17 protein-coding genes are annotated in these 19,494 nt (G+C 70.7%); 9 read left to right on the top strand and 8 right to left on the bottom strand.

What is annotated here, in order from left to right; all coding sequences use genetic code 11:
* The first annotated feature begins 378 nt into the window (after nt 1-378).
* From ACFWJW_RS15340 to ACFWJW_RS15320, 5 genes are all read left to right on the top strand, one after another.
* Nucleotides 379-1,638: an ABC transporter substrate-binding protein gene (locus ACFWJW_RS15340; RefSeq protein WP_387240221.1), complete on the top strand. Its 1,260-nt coding sequence runs from the start codon at nt 379-381 to the stop codon at nt 1,636-1,638.
* Nucleotides 1,639-1,691: 53 nt separating this feature from the next.
* Nucleotides 1,692-2,645 (top strand): carbohydrate ABC transporter permease, encoded by a 954-nt coding sequence (locus ACFWJW_RS15335; RefSeq protein WP_387240289.1) that lies wholly within the window; start codon nt 1,692-1,694, stop codon nt 2,643-2,645.
* Between the two features lie 24 nt (nt 2,646-2,669).
* Nucleotides 2,670-3,506 carry a carbohydrate ABC transporter permease gene (locus ACFWJW_RS15330; protein WP_042154590.1) on the top strand — a complete coding sequence of 279 codons (837 nt, stop codon included), beginning with the start codon at nt 2,670-2,672 and terminating at the stop codon, nt 3,504-3,506.
* 40 nt (nt 3,507-3,546) lie between these two features.
* A complete protein-coding gene (locus ACFWJW_RS15325) occupies nt 3,547-3,687 on the top strand; it encodes a hypothetical protein (protein ID WP_158092687.1) in 141 nt (46 codons plus the stop codon).
* A 145-nt stretch (nt 3,688-3,832) separates the two neighbouring features.
* Nucleotides 3,833-4,807: a TauD/TfdA dioxygenase family protein gene (locus ACFWJW_RS15320; RefSeq protein WP_387240218.1), complete on the top strand. Its 975-nt coding sequence runs from the start codon at nt 3,833-3,835 to the stop codon at nt 4,805-4,807.
* A 75-nt stretch (nt 4,808-4,882) separates the two neighbouring features.
* On the opposite strand, the gene ACFWJW_RS15315 is transcribed toward ACFWJW_RS15320, so the two are convergent.
* Nucleotides 4,883-5,728, bottom strand: a complete 846-nt coding sequence (locus ACFWJW_RS15315) for an ArsR/SmtB family transcription factor (protein WP_387240215.1) — start codon at nt 5,726-5,728, stop codon at nt 4,883-4,885.
* Between the two features lie 558 nt (nt 5,729-6,286).
* Here ACFWJW_RS15315 and ACFWJW_RS15310 point away from each other — a divergent pair.
* Nucleotides 6,287-6,496, top strand: coding sequence for a hypothetical protein (locus ACFWJW_RS15310; protein WP_387240212.1), 210 nt, complete (start codon nt 6,287-6,289; stop codon nt 6,494-6,496).
* Nucleotides 6,497-6,645: 149 nt separating this feature from the next.
* Here the strand turns inward: ACFWJW_RS15310 and ppdK are convergent, their stop codons facing one another.
* Complete coding sequence (gene ppdK / locus ACFWJW_RS15305) at nt 6,646-9,426, bottom strand: pyruvate, phosphate dikinase (RefSeq protein WP_387240286.1); 2,781 nt, start codon at nt 9,424-9,426, stop codon at nt 6,646-6,648.
* A gap of 307 nt (nt 9,427-9,733) precedes the next feature.
* Nucleotides 9,734-10,438, bottom strand: coding sequence for a type 1 glutamine amidotransferase (locus tag ACFWJW_RS15300; protein WP_387240209.1), 705 nt, complete (start codon nt 10,436-10,438; stop codon nt 9,734-9,736).
* Nucleotides 10,439-10,901: 463 nt separating this feature from the next.
* Between ACFWJW_RS15300 and ACFWJW_RS15295 the strand changes: the two genes are divergently transcribed.
* The gene (locus ACFWJW_RS15295) at nt 10,902-11,813 is read left to right on the top strand and encodes a helix-turn-helix transcriptional regulator (RefSeq protein ID WP_387240206.1); all 912 of its coding nucleotides are present in this window, start codon (nt 10,902-10,904) and stop codon (nt 11,811-11,813) included.
* A gap of 84 nt (nt 11,814-11,897) precedes the next feature.
* Here the strand turns inward: ACFWJW_RS15295 and ACFWJW_RS15290 are convergent, their stop codons facing one another.
* Entirely contained in the window at nt 11,898-12,470 is a 573-nt protein-coding gene (locus ACFWJW_RS15290) for a MarR family winged helix-turn-helix transcriptional regulator (RefSeq protein WP_042155486.1), read from the bottom strand.
* Between the two features lie 248 nt (nt 12,471-12,718).
* The gene (gene dusB, locus ACFWJW_RS15285; protein ID WP_387240203.1) at nt 12,719-13,846 is read right to left on the bottom strand and encodes a tRNA dihydrouridine synthase DusB; all 1,128 of its coding nucleotides are present in this window, start codon (nt 13,844-13,846) and stop codon (nt 12,719-12,721) included.
* A 154-nt stretch (nt 13,847-14,000) separates the two neighbouring features.
* Here dusB and ACFWJW_RS15280 point away from each other — a divergent pair, with 154 nt between their 5' ends.
* On the top strand, nt 14,001-15,455 hold the full coding sequence (locus ACFWJW_RS15280; protein ID WP_387240200.1) for an MFS transporter: 1,455 nt from the start codon (nt 14,001-14,003) through the stop codon (nt 15,453-15,455).
* A 135-nt stretch (nt 15,456-15,590) separates the two neighbouring features.
* Here the strand turns inward: ACFWJW_RS15280 and ACFWJW_RS15275 are convergent, their stop codons facing one another.
* The 3 genes from ACFWJW_RS15275 to ACFWJW_RS15265 form a co-directional block, all read right to left on the bottom strand.
* Nucleotides 15,591-15,953 carry a hypothetical protein gene (locus ACFWJW_RS15275; RefSeq protein ID WP_387240197.1) on the bottom strand — a complete coding sequence of 121 codons (363 nt, stop codon included), beginning with the start codon at nt 15,951-15,953 and terminating at the stop codon, nt 15,591-15,593.
* Nucleotides 15,953-16,678, bottom strand: a complete 726-nt coding sequence (locus tag ACFWJW_RS15270) for a DUF6232 family protein (RefSeq protein WP_387240194.1) — start codon at nt 16,676-16,678, stop codon at nt 15,953-15,955. The genes ACFWJW_RS15275 and ACFWJW_RS15270 overlap by 1 nt, the downstream gene beginning before the upstream one ends.
* Before the next feature lie 186 nt (nt 16,679-16,864).
* Nucleotides 16,865-17,788 carry a helix-turn-helix transcriptional regulator gene (locus ACFWJW_RS15265; RefSeq protein WP_387240191.1) on the bottom strand — a complete coding sequence of 308 codons (924 nt, stop codon included), beginning with the start codon at nt 17,786-17,788 and terminating at the stop codon, nt 16,865-16,867.
* Nucleotides 17,789-17,910: 122 nt separating this feature from the next.
* Between ACFWJW_RS15265 and ACFWJW_RS15260 the strand changes: the two genes are divergently transcribed.
* Nucleotides 17,911-19,425 carry an MFS transporter gene (locus ACFWJW_RS15260; protein ID WP_387240283.1) on the top strand — a complete coding sequence of 505 codons (1,515 nt, stop codon included), beginning with the start codon at nt 17,911-17,913 and terminating at the stop codon, nt 19,423-19,425.
* The last annotated feature ends 69 nt before the right edge of the window (nt 19,426-19,494 follow it).

Below are 19,494 nucleotides of genomic sequence, written 5' to 3'. Positions count from 1 at the left end.
GTAGTGTCCCGCGCACGCAGGATCAGGCAGGGCTGGGCAAGTCCGAACAGCCGGCCGTGGCATGCGATTCGGTCAGTGGTCTCCACGGAGGGCGGCGCGGTCTGCCAGGTGGCCCACGGGCCGGCGGCCGACGGCATTGCGCTGTATCGGAAGTTCTACCGGCCGGAGAACCTGTAGGCGGCATGAGCCCCCACTCCACGTTTTCCACAGGCGCAATGCACCCCTCACCCCCATACGGCACCATGGACGTCCGCACCGTCGGTGATCGACCATTACCGGGACGTGACAAGCGCAGGGGGCGATGTGTCGTGCGGGACGTGACAGGCGCACGGGGCGGCGCGTCGTGTGGAACGTGACGAGCGCAGGGGGCGACGTGGCATGACAGGGATCAACAGGCGGCGGCTGTTGGCGGCCGGTGGTGGGGGCGCGCTGGCCGCGGGACTGGTGGCGGCGTGTGGGTCCAACACCGGGCGGGGAGGCGGTGGTTCGGGGGCGGAGATCAGGCAGTGGTACCACCAGTACGGGGAGCCGGGGGCCGAGCGGGCCGTGAAGCGGTATGCGGCCGCGTACCGGAAGGCGAACGTCTCGGTGCAGTGGCGGCCGGGGGATTACGACCGGCAGACGGCGGCGGCGCTGCTCACCGACTCGGGGCCGGATGTCTTCGAGGTCAACGGGCCGCTGCTGGAGCAGATCCAGGGCGGGCAGGTGGTCGATCTGACCGATGTCGTCGAGCCGGTCAAGGATGACTTCCATCAGGCCGCGCTGGCGCCGAAGATCTGGCAGGACAAGGTCTGGGGCATCCCGCAGGTCGTGGACATGCAGCTGCTCTACTACCGCAAGAGTCTGCTGAGGGAGGCCGGGGTCCGGCCGCCGCAGACGCTCGATGAGCTGGTGGACGGGGCGAAGAAGCTCAGCAACAAGAAGGCCAAGGGGCTGTTCCTGGGGAATGACGGCGGGGTCGGGGTGCTCGGCGGGACGCCGTTGTTCGCGGCCGGGCTGAGTCTGGTCGATGCGGACGGCAGGGCCGGGTTCGACGATCCGGCCGCGGCGCGGGCGCTGGGGAAGATCCGGCAGCTGTACGCGGACAAGTCGTTGCTGCTGGGGGCGCCCACGGACTGGTCCGATCCGGCCGCGTTCATCCAGGGGCTGACCGCGATGCAGTGGTCGGGGCTGTGGGCGATGCCGCAGATCAAGAAGGCGCTGGGGGACGACTTCGGGGTGCTGCCGTTCCCGAAGGACGGAAGCGGCGGGAAGCCGTCCGTTCAGGTGGGCGCCTATGGCTCGGCGGTCAGTGCGCGGAGCAAGCGCAAGGCGGAGGCGAAAGCCTTCGCGAAGTGGCTGTGGGTGGACCGCACCGACTTCCAGCAGGATTTCGCGCTGTCGTACGGGTTCCACATCCCGGCCCGGATCTCGTTGGCGAAGAAGGCCGAGCAGCTGCGGGAGGGGCCGGCGGCGGATGCGGTTCGCCTTGCCACCGAGCACGGTTATGCGGAGCCGCTGTTGTGGACGACCGCGGACCGTACCGCCTATCAGGACGCGCTGAGCCGGATCATCAAGGACGGCGCCAACCCGGAGAGTGAGCTGAGGACCGTGGTGCGCAAGGTCAACGCCGAGCTTCAGCGGGTCAAGAAGAAGTGACGGCGGGAGGGAGCGGAGGGGCGGTCGGGGTCAAGGACGAGCCGGTCCGCCGGGTGGCGGTCGCGCCGGCTGCCGGGCGCCCTTCGCTCGGTGTCCGGCTGCTCGGGCCGCAGCGGCGGAATCTGTGGTTCTGGGCCTTCGTCGGGCCGTTCGCCCTCGGGCTGGGGCTGTTCACCTACGTGCCGTTGGCGTGGAGCGTCTATCTGAGCTTCTTCGACGCGCACAACACGGTGAGTCCGTCCGGCGCGGATTTTGTCGGGCTGGGCAACTACGGCGCGATGCTGAGCGATGCGTCCTTCCTCGGCAGTCTGGGGACGTTTCTGCTGTTCACGGCGTTCATCGTGCCGGCGACCTATGTGCTGTCGCTGGCCCTTGCGCTGATGGTCAACCGACTGCGGTTCGCCCAGGCGTTCTTCCGGTCGGTGTTCTTCCTGCCGACGGCCTGCTCGTATGTCGTCGCGGCGGTGATCTGGAAACTGTCGGTCTTCAACGGGGTGCGGTTCGGGCTGGCCAACACCGTGCTGGGGTGGTTCGGGGCGGACCAGACCGCCTGGCTGTCGACGACCGATCCGCCCTGGTACTGGCTGGTCATCGTGACCGTACGGCTGTGGTTGCAGGCCGGGTTCTACATGATCCTGTTCCTGGCCGGGCTCCAGCGGATCTCGCCGCAGCTGTACGAGGCGGCGGCGGTGGACGGGGCGCGGCCCGGCTGGCAGACCTTCCGGTACGTCACCTTTCCGCAGTTGCGTGCCACATCGGTGGCGGTGGTGCTGCTGCTGGTGATCAATGCCTTCCAGGCGTTCGACGAGTTCTACAACCTGCTGAGCGATGCGCGCGGCTATCCGCCGTACGCCCGGCCGCCGTTGGTCTACCTCTACTACACGGCGCTGGGCCGCGATCAGAACCTCGGGCTGGGCAGCGCGGGTGCGGTGATCCTGGCGCTGATCATCGCGGTGGCGACGGTGGTGCAGGCCCGCTGGTTCGGCCTCGGCCGCAAGGAGGAGTGAGCGGGGGATGGAGGAGTGAACGGGATGGACGATGCGCTGACGAGGGCCGGGCGGGCGCTGCGGGTGGTGCTGCTGGTGGCCCTGGCGCTGCTGTTCCTGGTGCCGTTCTATCTGCTGGTGCGGAACGGGCTGGCGACCGAACAGGACATCACCGCGCCCGACTGGACGTTCTTCCCGCGGGTGCTTCAGTGGTCGAATCTGACCGAGGTCTTCCAGGACCCGAACCTGCCGCTGGGGCGGGCGCTGCTCAACTCCACGCTGATCGCGGTGTCGACGACCGCCGGTACGGTACTGCTGGCCTCGCTCGCCGGGTACGGCCTGGCCCGCATCCCGTACCGGCACGCCAATGTCGTCTTCTACGCGATCCTGGGGACGCTGATGGTCCCGGCGGCCGTGACGTTCGTGCCGAGCTTTGTGCTGGTCTCGTCGCTCGGATGGATCTCCACGCTGCGCGGGCTGGTCATTCCGACGCTGTTCAGCGCGTTCGCCTGCTTCATCTTCCGGCAGTACTTCCTGGGCTTCCCACGGGAGCTGGAGGACGCGGCGCGGGTCGACGGGCTCGGCTACTGGCGGACGTACTGGCGCATCGTGGTGCCCAACGCCCGCCCGGTCTTCGCCGCCGTCGGCACGATCGTCTTCATCGGCGCCTGGAACGCCTTCCTGTGGCCGCTGGTGATCGGGCAGGACCAGGAGGCATGGACGGTGCAGGTGGCGCTGTCGACGTTCACCACCGCGCAGAACCTCAATCTGCATGAGCTGTTCGTGGCCGCGGCGGTCTCGATCGCCCCGCTGGTGGTGGTGTTCCTGGTGCTCCAGCGGTACATCGTCGCGGGGGTGGAGCGCAGTGGGATCGATGACTGACGCATTGAGGACACCTGGCTGAGCGGGTACGGTGCGTGGCATGAGCACGCACCTGGACGTCCGTGAGGCGGAGCCGCGCGACCGCGGCCCCCACGGCGAGTGCGCGCCCCGCGGCCTGAGCTTTCTGCGCCGCCGCGGCCGGGTGGGCTCTCCCCCGGCCGGCTGTTCCTGTACGTCCTGACGGCCCCGTGAGCTGAGGCCCGGCCGCCGGTCATCGCGGTCCGGGCCCGCCGGCACCCCGCGACGCTCCCGTACCCCACCGCACCTTGCCCTCCCCTGCCCCGCCTTCCCCTCCCCTCCCCTTCTCTCCCTTCCAGGAGGATCAGTTGACGGCCCTCACCGGCTCCGCCGCCCCCGCTCCGGCCACCACCCCCGCCCCTTCCGCCACTCCCGTCCTGCGCCCCCACCGCATCCCCGCCGACGGGCTGTACGAAGGGCCCCGCCTGCTGCGCCGGACCCCCGACGGCTGGGACGACCGGCCCTACGAGCGCTTCGAGGTCGTGCCGCAGGCGGCCACCATCGGGGCCGAAATCCGTGGGCTGGACCTGTCCCGGCCACTGTCCGCGGAGCTGCGCACGGAGCTGAACCGGGCGCTGCTGGAGTGGAAGGTGCTGTTCTTCCGCGGGCAGCGGCTGAGCTCCCGGGCACAGCGGGAATTCGCCAGGAATTGGGGCGAGCTGGAGACCAATCCGCTGCTGGCCCGGGGTGATTCGAAGGACGTGGTGCGGTTCGACAAGGCGGCCGGCGGGGTCCCGACGTTCGAAAATGTATGGCACACGGATGTGACGTTCCGGGAACGCCCGGCGATGGGCGCGGTGTTGCAGCTGCGGGAGGTGCCGCCCGCGGGCGGGGACACGATGTGGGCCGATATGGCGGCGGCATACGACAATTTGCCGTCGGAAATCCAGGCACGGATCAATGAGGCGCGGGCGGTGCACGACTATCTCCCGGGCTTCGCGCGCTTCTACTCCCCCGCTCAACTGGCGCCATTTCAGGAGGAGTTCCCTCCGGTTGCGCATCCGGTGGTGCGCCGGCACCCGGAGACGGGGCGGCGGATGCTGTTCGTCAACGCATCCTTCACCACCCACATCGTGGGTCTCGGCCGGGCGGCGAGCGACCGCTTGCTGCGGCTGTTGTTCCAGCAGGCGCAGGTGCCGGAGTTCCAGGTGCGCTGGCGCTGGCAGCCGGGGGATCTCGCGTTCTGGGACAACCGCGCCACCCAGCACTACGCGGTGAACGACTACGGGACGCACCGCCGGGTCGCCGAACGGGTCGCCATCGCGGGCGACCGCCCCTTCTGACCGCCGGGCCGCCGCCGACGGAGGTCCGTACCTCCCGGACGCACCCGGCGCCCGGCACGGCGTCCCCGGCGCCCCTCACCGGAGCCGCTCGTACGCCGCCTCCTCCGCCGGGCGTGCGCCGCGCAGCAGGGCCGCGCCCAGCGGGGTGAGGGTGTGCAGCACCGCGTTGCCCTGCCGCAGGGTGAGCAGCAGACCGGCGTCGCGGAGCACCGTCGCATGCTGGCTGGCGGAGGCCAGCGAGACATCGGCGCGCCGGGCGAGTTCGCTGGTGGTGCAGCCGATGCCGATCCGCTGGAGTATCGCGGAGCGGGTCTGGCCGACCAGCCGGCCCAGGGAGCGCTCCGGCGGGACCTGGGGCGTGAGCCGGGGCGCGGGATGCTCCACGGGGTAGACCAGGACGGGCGTCAGCTCCGGGTTGTGGAAGGTGACGGGGGTGCGGCGGCAGAAGTACGACGGCAGCAGCAACAGCCCCCGGCCGTTGAGGTGCAGATCGCGGTCCACCGGATAGTCGGCCTCCAGGACCGGCGGGCGCCAGCGCATCATCGGCGGCAGCGAGGCGAGCAGCCGGTCCGCGCCGCCGTCGAGCAGCGCCCGGCCGCGGGCCGCCCGGTCGGCCTCTATGCGGCCCTGGACGCGCGCCCAGTACGGGGCGACGGCCGCCTCGTAATAGCGCTGGAGTATGCCGGCGAGCCGACCCAGCGCACGGGTGTCGCCGTCGGCCATCGCCCGTATCCAGGACGGGAACGGGCGGGCGGCAGTGGAGAGCCGGGCGAGCTCGGCACCCAGCCGGGAGGCGGGCGTCTCCCGCAGGGCGGCGAGCGCGTCGGTCATCCCGAGGAGCCCTTCGGCGGGCGTCAGGAAATCGGGAAAATAGCCGCGCGTGGGCACCAGCGGCGCCAGCAGACGCGCTTCGCCATTCAACCTTCCCCGTGTTTCCGATCGCCATTTGCCGAACGCCGAATCGTCCCGTCTGTCACGTAGCCGGTGAAAGCTTAAGACGGTCTCCCACAGTGCGTCCGGGCGTGCCGCAATGCGCACACGGGCCAGATCGAGTCCACTGAAATGGACGCGTAACACCGAACCCCCACCCCTGGTTTCCTCAGTCGGCCCCCGGCACGCCTGAGTATGCACGCCAACACGCGCGGTCACCATGCCCTTTTGGCCAGACTTGAAAGTGGTCGCGCCACCAGGGGGCCGGAAGGAATGCTGTACTCAATTCAACGGCGGCGCGAACGGACCGGGTTGCTCGATCCCGTGGGGGGTGATGGGCACACCACCGGCCGCTCGGCAGCCCCGTTGAAGGCCGCCTTCCCGCGCCGACCGGGGTGGCGGCAGCTCCCGAGGGGGGAGTCCGGAGAAAACGAGGGCGGCACCTCCGCACAGGTGCCGCTCTCGTCGGACCGGTCAGGAGCACGAGGGCCGTCGTCCGGCCCCGCTCCACCGGATGCACCCTCGGGGCCACGGGGGCAGGCTGGAGGCATGGCCGAGCACCCGCCCGTCATCGTGCATCCGCCGTCGCCCACCGGTGGCCGGCGCGTCACGATCGAGGGCGAGATCCTCGGCCTCGCGTACAGCAGCGTCGATCTTCTGGAGTTTCTGCGCCGGGCCGGTCTGGACACCGACGTGGTGTCGCTCGACGACCGCGACCTCATCGAGTGGCGGGGCGGCGGCCACGACGTCTGGATGTGACGAAGGGCGGCACCTCCGCACAGGTGCCGCCCTCGTCGGGGTGCCGGAGCCGATGCCAGGCCGGTGAGGGTGAGGTGCCATGGCACCGGCTCCGGTGGGCTGTCCGGGGCGCCGCGGACGCGCCTGGCGCCCGCGGTGCCCCGGTGGGGTCAGCGGCTGTCGCTGCCCTTGGACTCGGCGGCCGCCCGGCCCGCCTCCAGCCGTGCGACCGGGATGCGGAACGGGGAGCAGGAGACGTAGTCCAGTCCGGCCTCGTGGAAGAAGTGGACGGACTCCGGGTCTCCGCCGTGCTCGCCGCAGACCCCGAGCTTGAGGTCGGGGCGGGTGGCGCGGCCGGCCGCGGCGGCGTTGCGGACCAGGGACCCCACGCCGTCCTTGTCGATGGTCTCGAACGGGCTGACGCCGAAGATGCCCTTCTCCAGGTAGGCGGTGAAGAAGCTGGCCTCGACGTCGTCGCGGCTGAAGCCCCAGACCGTCTGTGTCAGGTCGTTCGTACCGAAGGAGAAGAAGTCCGCCGACTCCGCGATCTGACCGGCCGTGAGGGCGGCGCGGGGCAGCTCGATCATCGTGCCGAGGGTGAGCTTGAGCTCGACGCCGTGGGTCTTCTCGACCTCGGCGATGACCTGCTCGGCCTCCTCGCGGACGATCTCCAGCTCCTGGACGGTGCCGACCAGCGGAATCATGATCTCCGCGCGCGGGTCGCCCTTGGCGTTCTTGCGCTCGGCGGCCGCCTCGGCGATCGCGCGCACCTGCATCGCGAACAGGCCGGGGATGACCAGGCCGAGACGTACGCCGCGCAGACCCAGCATCGGGTTCTGCTCGTGCAGCTTGTGCACGGCCTGGAGGAGGCGCAGATCGTTCTCGTTGGCGTCCTTGCGGGCCTCGGCGAGCGCGACCCGCACCGACAGCTCGGTGATGTCGGGCAGGAACTCGTGCAGCGGCGGGTCCAGCAGCCGGACGGTCACCGGCAGCCCGTCCATCGACTCGAACAGCTCGATGAAGTCGGCCTTCTGGAGCGGCAGCAGCTGGCTGAGCGCGGCGTCCCGGTCGGTCTCGGTGTCGGCCAGGATGAGCCGCTCGACCATCTCGCGGCGCTCACCGAGGAACATGTGCTCGGTGCGGCACAGCCCGATGCCCTGGGCGCCGAACCGGCGGGCGCGCGCGGCGTCCTCGGCGTTGTCGGCGTTGGCCCGTACGCGCAGCCGGCGCACCCGGTCCGCGTACGCCATGATCCGGTGGACGGCCTTGACCAGCTCGTCGGCGTCCTCGGCGCCGGCGTGCATCCGGCCCTCGAAGTACTCCACGACCGGGGACGGCACGACCGGCACCTCGCCGGCGTAGACCTTGCCGGTGGAGCCGTCGATGGAGACGACGTCGCCCTCCTCGATGACGATCCCGTCCTGGGTCGTCATCTTGCGGGACTTGGTGTCGACCTCCAGCTCCTCGGCGCCGCAGACACAGGTCTTGCCCATGCCGCGGGCGACGACGGCGGCGTGCGAGGTCTTGCCGCCGCGGGAGGTGAGGATGCCCTCGGCGGCGATCATGCCGTTGAGGTCGTCGGGGTTGGTCTCCCGGCGGATCAGGATGACCTTCTCGCCGGAGCGCGACCACTTGACGGCGGTGTACGAGTCGAAGACGGCCTTGCCGACCGCCGCGCCCGGGGAGGCGGCGATACCGCGGCCGATCATCTCGGACTGCGCGCCGAGGTCGAAGCGGGGGAACATCAGCTGCGCCAGCTGCGCGCCGTTGACCCGCTGGAGGGCCTCGGCCTCGTCGATCAGGCCCTGGTCGACGAGCTGGGTGGCGATCCGGAAGGCGGCACCGGCGGTGCGCTTGCCGACCCGGGTCTGGAGCATCCACAGCTTGCCGCGCTCAATGGTGAACTCGATGTCGCACAGGTCCTTGTAGTGCGTTTCGAGCGTCTCCATGATCTGCATCAGCTGGTCGTACGACGCCTTGTCGATGTTCTCGAGGTCGGCGAGCGGCACGGTGTTGCGGATACCGGCGACGACGTCCTCGCCCTGGGCGTTCTGGAGGTAGTCGCCGTAGACGCCCTGGTGGCCGCTGGCGGGGTCGCGGGTGAAGGCGACACCGGTGCCGGAGTCGGGGCCGAGGTTGCCGAAGACCATGGAGCAGACGTTGACCGCGGTGCCGAGGTCGCCGGGGATGCGCTCCTGGCGGCGGTAGAGCTTGGCGCGGTCGGTGTTCCACGAGTCGAAGACCGCGCGCACCGCGAGGTCCATCTGCTCGCGCGGCTCCTGCGGGAAGTCGCGGCCGGTCTCCTTGGCGACGATGTCCTTGAAGTGCGCGACCAGGCTCTGGAGGTCGGCGGCGTCCAGCTCGATGTCGACGCGGACACCCTTGGCCTGCTTGGCCTCCTCCAGCGCCTCCTCGAAGAGCTCGCCGTCGACGCCCAGCACGGTCTTGCCGAACATCTGGATGAGGCGGCGGTAGGAGTCCCACGCGAACCGCTCATCGCCGGCCTGCGCGGCGAGGCCGGAAACCGACGCATCCGAGAGGCCGATGTTGAGGACGGTGTCCATCATGCCGGGCATGGAGAACTTCGCCCCGGAACGGACCGATACGAGCAGGGGGTCGTCGGCCTGGCCGAGCTTCTTGCCCATCTTCTGCTCAAGGGCGTCGAGGTGCTGGGAGACCTCGGCACGGAGTGCCGCGGGCTCGGTGCCGCTGTCGAGGTAGACCTTGCAGGCTTCGGTGGTGATCGTGAAGCCGGGAGGGACCGGAAGTCCCAGGTTGGTCATCTCGGCGAGGTTCGCACCCTTGCCGCCTAGCAGGTCCTTGAGGTCCTTGTTGCCCTCGGTGAAGTCGTAGACGAACTTCGCGGACGAAGGCTGGGTTACGTGGGGATCTTGTGTTTCCGGCACGGCACTGACTCCTCGCCGACGGGCTGCCCTGACGGCGAGGAACATACCCAGATCGAAGGCGTATGGGTACGTCCACTTGGTCGACATACCTGCGTAACCAGTCGTCCGCCACCAGATCGAAAGTGATCACGCGTTTGGACCATGCTTCATTACCTGAATGCATCACTCCGCTACGCAGTCGGAGAAGCGATCTGTGCTACGCAGTGCAACGAATGGCTTAATCAGTCGAACACATGAGCCGTGGCACCCGGTGCCACCATTGGAGAGATGGAGCCCCACTCGCGCCGCTCATCTGAGCGCGACCCCTATCAGGGGTGGCGAGAATCACGCGCTCATGTGTGAGGGGGTTCCATCATTTGGACCCGCTTCCGCCTATGTGATCAAGGAAAGCGTCCACCAACGCGCGGGCCCGCGCGCGGACGGCAGGGAGATCTGCCCGCAATTCGGCCACCAGCCGCTCCGGGTCGACACCCACCTCGGCCGCGATCGCCGCCCCGTCCTCGTCGAACCACGCCTGGAGCACCTCCGGCGTCAGCTCCGGATGGAACTGCACCCCCCAGGAGCGGCCGCACACGAAGGCTTGCGAGGCGACGTCGTTGCGCGCCAGCTCCCGGGCCCCCGGCGGCAGCAGCCAGCGGTCCCCGTGGAACTGGAACCAGGGCCCCGGCCCGACCAGCTCCGGTGCGTCGGTCGTGAGGCGGCTCCAGCCCAGCTCGAAGCGCGGGGCGGCCTCGATGTCCCCGCCGAGCGCCGTGGCCAGCGCCTGGCCGCCGAAGCAGATGCCGAGCACCGGGACCCCGGCCCGGTGCGCCGAACGCAGCAGGGCCAGTTCCGCCTCGATCCAGGCGTTCCTCCGCGCCACCGACCACGGAGCACCGAGTGTCAGGATCAGGCCATAGTCCTCGGCCGCCGGGAACGCCACGTCAACGTCCGGGGTTGTATACCGCTCGGCCGGCACGACGAGCAGTTCCTCCAGCTCATAGCCCCGTTCGGCCAGCCGCTCGCCCACGTGGCCCGCGGTGGACAGATGGTCGTGAACGATGACCAAGGCACGCATGCCGGTCACTCCCCTCCCGTTGGCGGGGCCACCGGGACCCCGGGTGCGGACACTCCGTTTGGGCTCAAACTTTGGGCTCAAACTTCAGTATCCACCGTGTGGCCGCCCGGCGCGATGGCTGTGCCCGTACGCACCCGGGGCCGGCGGGGCGCCGGTGGCCTCCGGCCGTATGCCTTGGGGCGCACAGCAGATGCGCGCAGCCACTGGATTCGACGCCGAGCCCGGATTACTGCCCCGTCCTCAAGCCGCTCGGGCCGGCTCCTACGCGAGAAAGTCGCCGGCCCCCTATGGCAGCGGGCTTACCAGAAGTCACCCCGCTGGAAAACGAATTCCTCGGTCTCATGCGAGGGGCCCACTGGGCCCGGCAGCGGGATCGCGCCGGGATATTCGGCCAACGGATATCCAGTGAGCCTGGTACCGACGGTATCTGGCACGGGGTCAACGCATCCCGCATGATGGTGCGGTGTCCAGCATCAGCACCCGTTCCCCAGCCGCCGCGGCCGCCCGGCGCGGTGAACTCGCCGCGTTTCTGCGGCTTCGCCGGGAGCGCATCGCCCCGGCGGACGTCGGGCTGCCGGACGGCCCGCGACGGCGCACCCCGGGGCTGCGCCGTGAGGAGGTCGCCCAGCGCGCCGGTGTCGGAATCGCCTGGTACACCTGGCTCGAACAGGGCCGGGCCATCAACCCGAGTGTGCAGGTGCTCGATGCGATCGCCCGCGCGCTGCTGCTCGGCCCGGCCGAACGCGAGCATCTGCACCGGCTCGCCGGGGTCCCCGAGGCCGCGGCCCGCACCCCGGCGCCGCAGCCGCTGCCGTCCGAGGCGCAGACCATTCTGGATTCACTGAATCCGCTGCCGGCGGGCATGGTGTCCGCCGGTTATGACGTGCTGGCATTCAATGACGCCTATGCGGCGCTCGATCCCCGTATGGTGCTGTTGCCGCCGGCCGACCGTAATGTGCTGTGGCGCCTTTTCACCGCGGACGAGGAATGCCAGCCGCTCGTCGACTGGGAGCGCGAAGTCTCCTTCATGGTCGGTCATTTGCGCGCCGAATTCGGCCGGCGGCTCCATGACCCGCACTGGCGCGCGTATATCCGGAAACTCTCCGAGGCGAGCCCGCTTTTCGTGGACATGTGGGCCCGGCACGAAGTCACCGCACCCGTCACCCACCGCAAGCGATTCCGGACGGTCGACGGCCGCGAGGTCACCATCACGGCGACCGGATTCACGACGACGGCCGTCCCGGACGCCAAGATGTGGATCTATACGCCGGCCGACGGGGACGCCGTCCGGGTGCTCGGTGAACTCCTCGGCCGCTACCGGGAGTCCGGGGCCGCCGGACTGGTGGCCGCCGGCGCGGGCGGCCCAGGGAACTGACCACCGCAGGGGCTCGGTCAATACGGGCGGTCGTGGACGCGGCCCGGGACGGCGCGCCCGACAGTCACGCCACGCCCCGCTCCCCTACCTCTTCGCCCGGCGTCCGCTCCGCCGCGGGCGTGGGTCCTGGCCGTCCAGCAGCTCCAGCCGCCGCTCCTCGCCCCGGGTCTCGACCTGCGCCACGACCCGGCCCAGCAGCTCCGCCAGGTCCAGCGCCTCGTCGTCGCTCAACCCCTCGGTGACGAAGACTTCTTCGGCGTGGAACTCCGGGAAGACCCGGGCCATCAGCCGCTCGCCCTCGGGCGTGAGCACGAGCAGGGCGAGCCGTCCGTCGGTCGGATGGTCCTTGCGCTCCAGCAGACCGCGGCTCTGGAGGGTGCGGGCGACCCCGGTGAGCGTGCCCTTGGAGATCCCGGCGTCCTCGGCGACCCGACGGGTCTCCCGCTCGCCCCCGATCCACACCACCCACAGCACGACGAAGGAGGTCCAGGTCAGCTCGGCGTCGCGCAGTACGGAGTTCTCGAAGTGCTGCCGCACTGCCGCCGCGGCGCGGTAGAGGTGCGCGACCGCGGCCATCCGCTCGTGGCGCACGGGAGTGTCCCCGAGCTTGGCCTGTACGTCCTTCTCCGTGTCCCCGGTGGAACGGTGCCCGCTCACCACAGCGACTCCCTCGGCCGGTCCGTCGGTCCCGCCCACCGTCTGCCGGACCTCGTGGGCAGCCGTACGAGCTCCCGCAAAACGCCCGTACGGGATCAAACGATAGCGCCGTACGGTCCCGCCGGGCCCCGTTCGCGCTCCGACACGCCCCAGGGGTACACGGGTGCCGTATGCCGGACGGCGGCCTCCAGGCCACGGGGGGCGTGCGGGGAACCGCGCGCCGGAGCAGCCGGAGCGGCCGCCGGGGCTCAGCCGCCCGAGGTGTCCAGCTCCGCGCCCGCGTCCACGCCCGCGCAGTCGTACGGGTCGTCCAGCCAGCCGTCCGGCAGCACGACGCGGTTGCGGCCCGACGTACGGCCCCGCGGGCCGTCCGCGCCCGCCGGCCACGGCTGGTCCAGGTCCAGCTCCGACAGCAGCGCGTCCAGCTCGTCGAGGGAGGAGGTCACCGCGAGGCCGCGGCGCATCTCGGAGCCGATCGAGAAGCCCTTGGTGTACCAGGCGACATGCTTACGGAAGTCGATCACGCCGCGCGCCTCGTCGCCGATCCACTCGCCGAGGAGGGTGGCGTGCCGCAGCATCACCGCCGCGACCTCCTTGAGCGTGGGTTGCGCGAAGGTGCCCGTGCCCTCGAAAGCGGCGACCAGATCCCCGAACAACCACGGCCGCCCGAGGCAGCCGCGCCCCACGACCACTCCGTCGCAGCCGGTCTCCCGCATCATCCGCCGGGCGTCCTCCGCCGACCAGATGTCGCCGTTGCCGAGCACCGGGATCTCCGGGACATGCTCCTTGAGGCGGGCGATGGCGTCCCAGTCGGCGGTGCCGCCGTAGTGCTGGGCCGCGGTGCGCCCGTGCAGCGCGATCGCCGTGATGCCTTCCTCGGCCGCGGTCCGCCCCGCGTCGAGGTAGGTGATGTGGTCGTCGTCGATGCCCTTGCGCATCTTCATCGTCACCGGCAGCGCGCCCGCGTTCGCCACCGCCTCCCGCAGGATCGAGCGCAGCAGATTCCGCTTGTACGGGAGCGCCGAGCCGCCGCCCTTGCGGGTCACCTTCGGGACCGGGCAGCCGAAGTTCAGATCGATGTGGTCGGCGAGGTCCTCCTCCGCGATCATGCGGACGGCCTTGCCGACGGTGTCCGGGTCGACGCCGTACAGCTGGATCGAGCGGGGCTTCTCGGTCTCGTCGAAGTGGATCAGCTGCATGGTCTTCTCATTGCGCTCGACCAGCGCCCGCGTGGTGATCATCTCGCTGACGAACAGGCCCTTGCCGCCGCTGAACTCCCGGCACAGCGTCCGGAACGGGGCATTGGTGATCCCGGCCATCGGCGCGAGGACCACGGGCGGCTGCACCGCGTGCGGACCGATCTGGAGCAGAGTCATGGCGGCGATACCTTCGGCTTTCTTCGGCTTCCGTTGGCGGGGCGGGCGGGCCGCGGCCGTACGGGGGAACCGGCCGCTGCGACCTCCCATTGTCCCGCACCGCGCGAGTGGCCCCGCCAGGGCCGGGGACGGCGGATCGTTGTAGCGTTCAAGAATGCCTGAGCTCAGCCGTCGACGGCGTCTCCTGGTGCTGGCGATCTGCTGTATGAGCCTGCTGATCGTCAGCCTCGACAACACCATTCTCAATGTCGCGCTGCCGTCCATCCAGCACGATCTGCACGCCACGGTCGCCGGCATGCAGTGGACCATCGACGCCTACACCCTGGTCCTGGCGGCGCTGCTGATGCTGGCCGGCTCCACCGCCGACCGGCTCGGGCGGCGCCGGGTCTTCCTGGTCGGCCTGGTGGTCTTCGCGGCCGGCTCGCTGCTGTGCAGCCTGGCGCCGAGTCTGGAGTGGCTGGTGGTCTTCCGGATGGTGCAGGCGGTCGGCGGCTCGATGCTCAACCCCGTCGCGATGTCGATCATCACCAACACCTTCACCGAGCCGCGCGAGCGGGCCCGTGCGATCGGGGTGTGGGGCGGCGTCGTCGGCATCAGCATGGCGGCCGGGCCGGTGATCGGCGGACTGCTGGTGCAGAGCGTCGGCTGGCGCTCGATCTTCTGGATCAACGTCCCGATCGGCGCCCTCGCGCTCTTCCTGACCCTGCGCTACGTCCCCGAATCGCGCGCTCCCAGGCCGCGCCGTGTCGACCCGGTCGGCCAGCTGCTGGTGATCGGGCTGCTCGGCTCGCTGACGTACGCGATCATCGAGGCCCCGGACGCCGGCTGGGCGTCCCCGGAGATCCTGGCCTTCGTCCTGGTCGCGCTGGCCTCGCTGGCCGGGCTGGTCGGCTATGAGCGGCGCCGCCGGGAACCCCTGATCGACCTGCGGTTCTTCCACAGCGCGCCGTTCAGCGGGGCCACGGTCGTGGCGGTCTGCGCCTTCGCCGCGCTGGCCGGCTTCCTCTTCATCAACACGCTGTATCTCCAGAACATCCGCGGTCTGTCCGCTTTGGACGCCGGTCTCTACATGCTCCCCATGGCCGGGATGACGCTGCTCTTCGCCCCGCTGTCGGGACGGCTGGTCGGCAGCCGGGGGCCGCGGCTCTCCCTGCTCCTGGCCGGTGCGGCGATGGGGGCCAGCGGAGTGCTCTTCGCGGCGTTCGACGCCCAGTCGGCGGACCCGCTGATGTTCACCGGCTATGTCCTCTTCGGCATCGGGTTCGGCCTGGTCAACGCGCCGATCACGAACACCGCGGTGTCCGGGATGCCCCGTGCCCAGGCCGGGGTGGCCGCCGCGGTCGCCTCCACCAGCAGACAGGTCGGACAGTCGCTCGGCGTCGCGGTGATCGGCGCCGTACTGGCGAGCGGGGCGCATGCCGCCGCCACCGCGGACGCCTTCCTCGCGGCCGGCCGCCCGGCGTGGTGGATCATCGCCGGCTGCGGCGCGGCCGTCCTGCTGCTCGGCGCGCTGACCACCGGCCGCTGGGCGAGGGCGACGGCCGACCGCACGGCGGCACTCTTCGAGGACGAGGCCCCGGGGTTCCGGCCGGCGGACGCGCGCTCCTAAGGGGTATCTCCTCTTCGGTCTCCGTGGGCCTGCGACGCCTGGCACCGCAGGCTGATCCACGGAGACCGAAGAGAGACACCCCCTAGGCGTACGGTCCGGCTCCAGGCGCACGACGCAGGAGGGGTGCGCGGGTCCTCACTGCCCGCCCAGGAGTCCCAGCACCTTGTTGACGGCCTCGACGATCGGTACGCCGAGCGTGCCGAAGGTCGCGGCGATGCCCGCGACGGCGTACAGCGCACGGTGGCGCTCCTGCTGCGGGACGTCCGCCTCGGCACGGAGGGCGGGCAGCGAGTCGTCGAGGGCCTCGGCGCCTGCCTGCGGGACCTGGTCGCGCAACTCCTGCACCAGGGCGAGGAGTTCGCGGAGCGCCTCCTGGACGGCCGGAGCCGGCTCCGCGGCCGGGGTGACGCGCTTGTCGATGCCGAGGTTGCCGGTGCCGCCGTGCAGGGTGACGTGGTCGCCGCTGCCGAAGTAGTAGTGCTGGCCTCCGCCGCTCATCAGCTCGCCATCCCCACGTTGCCGGTGCCGCCGTACATGTTGACGCTGTCTCCGAAGTAGTAGTGCTTGGGGCTGATATCGATGGTGTTCACCCGCACCGTGAACTCGGCCTCGGGGTTCTCGATGGCGTGCGCGATCTGATGGGCGAGCCGCCGTAGTTGGTCCGGGTCGGGGCTGGTCACCACGGCGGTGGAGGGGCCCGTCGTCTCCACGGCCAGGACGAAGTGCGGGGGCGCGCTGAGCACCCTCAGCATCTCCACCACGGAGTAGACCAGTGCCGCACCCGCGGCGATCACCACGAGGGCGATGACTCCGCCGGAATCGTCGCTGCTGCTCCCGAAGCCGCTGCTGGTGGCGGCGAGCAGGAGGAGGAAGACCGTGGCCGCCCCGAGGAGCAGCAACCGCTTCACGAAGGTCACGACGGCGTCCTTGCGCCGGGGATGGATGGTGAGCGTGTACACCCGCGCGACGTTCTGGAGGGGGTAGTAGGCGTCACCGACCCAGAGCAGCCGCTTGTCGACCCGCAGATCGACCCCGATGATCGGCTGTGCCGATGCCGCCGGTGCCACATCGGGGTAGAGATCGGCGGCAGGCGACGGAGCGGCCGGTGGCTGCGGCGGGGCAGCGGGCGGCGGCGGTGGCGCGGCGGGCGGCGGGACCCCGGGGGTGTCCCGGGCCTCTGCCGGCGGGTTCCACGGCTGCTCCGCCGGACCTGTTGACGTCATACGAGTCCCCCTCTTCAGACCTCACTGCGCGAGATCCGGTCGCCTCGCGGCAAGGAGATCTCTTCCTCTCTCCGTGCCGGACCATGCAAGAGGATTCACTGTGTCAGAGGTGCTGCCACGGACGGAAGTTGGTTCTCCGTGGCCAGTCCCTCGGCCCCTCGCCGCCTCAGCCCCTCGCCCGTACGGTCACACCGCCGCGAGCGCCGCCGGTTCGGCGGCCAGTTGCTCCAGCCGCTCCCGGGACATCTCGTCCACGGGCGTGTAATACAGCAGCTTGGGACCGGGGTTGGGGCCCGTCCACAGGCTGGTGGCGGTCAGTTGGAGCGCGCCCACCCGTGGATGCCGGAAGATCTTCACGGCACTGACCGGGCGGAGGACCTCGTGCTGCGCCCAGATCTCACGGAACTCCGGCGAGGCTTCCATCAGCCGCGCGACCAGCGCCTTCCAGGCCGGCTCGGCGAGATGTTCGGCCATCGACGCCCGGAACTTGGCGGCCATCACGCGCAGCGTGGCCTCCAGATCGCCGAGGCCCGCCCGCCACACGGGGTGGGTGAACGCCAGCCACATGCAGTTGCGGTCCTCTTCGGGCACCGCGTCCAGATCGCACAGCAGACGGCCGTAGGTGCGGTTGTAGGCGAGGATGTCGAACCGGCTGTTCTGGACGACCGCGGGGAACGGCGTGAGCTGGTGCAGCAGTTGCCACAGCTCCCGGGTGACGCCCGTGCACTCCGTGCCGGGCATCGGATCGACCGCCCCCGCCAGCGCGAACAGATGGCTGCGCTCGGCGCGGTCGAGCAGCAGCGCACGGGCCACCGCGTCCAGGACCTGCGGCGATACATGGATGTCCCGCGCCTGTTCGAGCCAGGTGTACCAGGTGACGCCGACCGCGCCCAGGTGCGCGACCTCCTCGCGGCGCAGACCGGGCGTACGCCGGCGGGCGCCGCGCGGCAGTCCGACCTGCTCGGGTGTGATCCGCTCGCGTCGGCTGCGCAGGAAGGCGGCCAGCTCGGCCCGGCGGGCGGCGTCATCGCGCGGGGCGGTGCCGTACGGCGGGGCGGCGGCGCCACCGGGGCCTGTGGCAGGCTGCGGCAGGAACGGGTCCACGGTCATGGGTCCAGCCTGCCGCAGGCCCGAGCCGGTTGCCAGGTAGCGCTGGTACCAGGATAAGAACACTCTGGTACCTGGTTGAGCGGTCGACGATCGTCGACTCCGTGAGCGATACCCGAGCACAGATGACCACCCGGGAAGCCCCGGCCGGGCCACTCGGCGCCCCGGCCGCCGCCCCGGAGGCCGCGTTCCCGGACGCCCCGGCGACCCCGGAGGCACCGGCCGCACCCGGCCCCGCCCGACAGCCGCAGCGGATCCCGACCGTGCTGACCCCGCTTGGTCTGCTGACCGTACTGCTGGGCGCGGCCCTACCCATGATCGACTTCTTTATCGTCAATGTCGCCCTGCCGACCATCGACCAGGATCTGCACGCGGGTCCGGCGTTGCTGGAGATGGTGGTGGCCGGTTACGGCGTCGCCTACGCGATGCTGCTGGTCATCGGCGGGCGGCTGGGCGACATGATCGGCCGCCGCCGGCTGTTCCTGTGGGGCCTGGCCGCCTTCGGCGTGACCTCGCTGGCCTGCGGTCTGGCACCGGACTCCTGGACGCTGGTGGCCGCCCGGGTCGCCCAGGGCGCCGCGGCCGCCCTGCTGCTGCCGCAGGTACTGGCCACCATCCAGGCCACGACCACCGGCAAGCGGCGCGCCAAGGCCGTCAGCCTGTACGGCGGGACGGCCGGGGTGTCCAGCGCCGTCGGCCAGGTCCTCGGCGGACTGCTGGTCTCCGTCGACCTGGTGGGCACCGGCTGGCGCGCGGTCTTCCTGGTGAACGTCCCGATAGCCGCCGCGGCCTGGCTGCTGGCCGCCCGTACGGTCCCCGAGACCCGCTCCCCGCACCCGGCCCGGGTGGACGGCCCCGGCACCGCACTGCTCGCCGCCACCCTGATCACCCTGCTGCTGCCGCTGACCGAGGGCCGGGCGGCGGGCTGGCCCCTGTGGTCCTGGGTCCTGCTGGCCGTCTTCCCCTTTGCCGCGACCGGATTCGTGCTGTTCGAGCGCCGGGCCGAGCGCCTCGGCCGTACGCCGCTCGTCCCGCCCTCCCTGCTGCGCATCCCCTCCGTGAACAGCGGACTCCTCATGCTCGTTCCGTTCACGCTGGGCTTCGGCGGCTTCATGTTCGTGGTGGCGGTCGCCCTCCAAAACGGCCTGCACTTCGGCCCGTTCGCGGCCGGACTGTCCCTGGCACCGCTGTGCGCCGCCTTCTTCCTCGCCTCGCTGGCCGGTCCGCGGCTGGTGCTGCGGTTCGGGCGGCGGGTGGTGATCGCCGGTTCGCTGATCCAGGGCACCGGGCTGGCGCTGCTGGCGCTGACCGTGCACCAGGGCTGGCCCGCGATCTCGGTGGCCGGCCTCGCGCCGAGCATGGCCGTACTGGGCATCGGACAGGGCATGTTGATGCCGGTGGTGATGCGCATCGTGCTGAGCGAACTGCCGATGTCGCAGGCGGGCGTGGGCGGCGGCGTCATGGTCACCACCCAGCAGTCCGGCCTCGCCCTGGGTGTGGCCACCCTCGGCACCCTCTTCCTCTCGCTGCTGCCGTCCGTCGGCATCCGCGACGCCCTGCTCGCCGCGCTGCTGACGCAACTGGCGATCGTCGCGGGCACCACGCTGCTCACCCTGCGCCTGCCACGCACTGTGCGTTGAGGTGCATTGAGCTGGGCTGAGCTGGTCCGGGCTAGGTCTGCGCGGCATGACGACTGACAGATATTGAAA

It is taken from the genome of Streptomyces sp. NPDC127097, from assembly GCF_042724075.1.
In the GTDB taxonomy this organism is placed as follows: domain Bacteria; phylum Actinomycetota; class Actinomycetes; order Streptomycetales; family Streptomycetaceae; genus Streptomyces.
The sequence above is the reverse complement of the archived record's forward strand: the minus strand, read 5'-3'. Positions and strand labels throughout refer to the sequence as shown.

What these genes read in the sequence shown, in the direction of transcription:
- dusB (WP_387240203.1), bottom strand. Translation starts at nt 13,846, where the DNA reads ATGACTCTGCTCCAGATCGGTCCGCACGCGGTGCAGCCGCCCGTGGTC.
- ACFWJW_RS15330 (WP_042154590.1), top strand. Translation starts at nt 2,670, where the DNA reads ATGGACGATGCGCTGACGAGGGCCGGGCGGGCGCTGCGGGTGGTGCTG.
- ppdK (WP_387240286.1), bottom strand. Translation starts at nt 9,426, where the DNA reads ATGTTCCTCGCCGTCAGGGCAGCCCGTCGGCGAGGAGTCAGTGCCGTG.
- ACFWJW_RS15340 (WP_387240221.1), top strand. Translation starts at nt 379, where the DNA reads ATGACAGGGATCAACAGGCGGCGGCTGTTGGCGGCCGGTGGTGGGGGC.
- ACFWJW_RS15270 (WP_387240194.1), bottom strand. Translation starts at nt 16,678, where the DNA reads ATGACGTCAACAGGTCCGGCGGAGCAGCCGTGGAACCCGCCGGCAGAG.
- ACFWJW_RS15300 (WP_387240209.1), bottom strand. Translation starts at nt 10,438, where the DNA reads ATGCGTGCCTTGGTCATCGTTCACGACCATCTGTCCACCGCGGGCCAC.
- ACFWJW_RS15280 (WP_387240200.1), top strand. Translation starts at nt 14,001, where the DNA reads ATGCCTGAGCTCAGCCGTCGACGGCGTCTCCTGGTGCTGGCGATCTGC.
- ACFWJW_RS15310 (WP_387240212.1), top strand. Translation starts at nt 6,287, where the DNA reads ATGGCCGAGCACCCGCCCGTCATCGTGCATCCGCCGTCGCCCACCGGT.
- ACFWJW_RS15265 (WP_387240191.1), bottom strand. Translation starts at nt 17,788, where the DNA reads ATGACCGTGGACCCGTTCCTGCCGCAGCCTGCCACAGGCCCCGGTGGC.
- ACFWJW_RS15275 (WP_387240197.1), bottom strand. Translation starts at nt 15,953, where the DNA reads ATGAGCGGCGGAGGCCAGCACTACTACTTCGGCAGCGGCGACCACGTC.
- ACFWJW_RS15325 (WP_158092687.1), top strand. Translation starts at nt 3,547, where the DNA reads ATGAGCACGCACCTGGACGTCCGTGAGGCGGAGCCGCGCGACCGCGGC.
- ACFWJW_RS15260 (WP_387240283.1), top strand. Translation starts at nt 17,911, where the DNA reads ATGACCACCCGGGAAGCCCCGGCCGGGCCACTCGGCGCCCCGGCCGCC.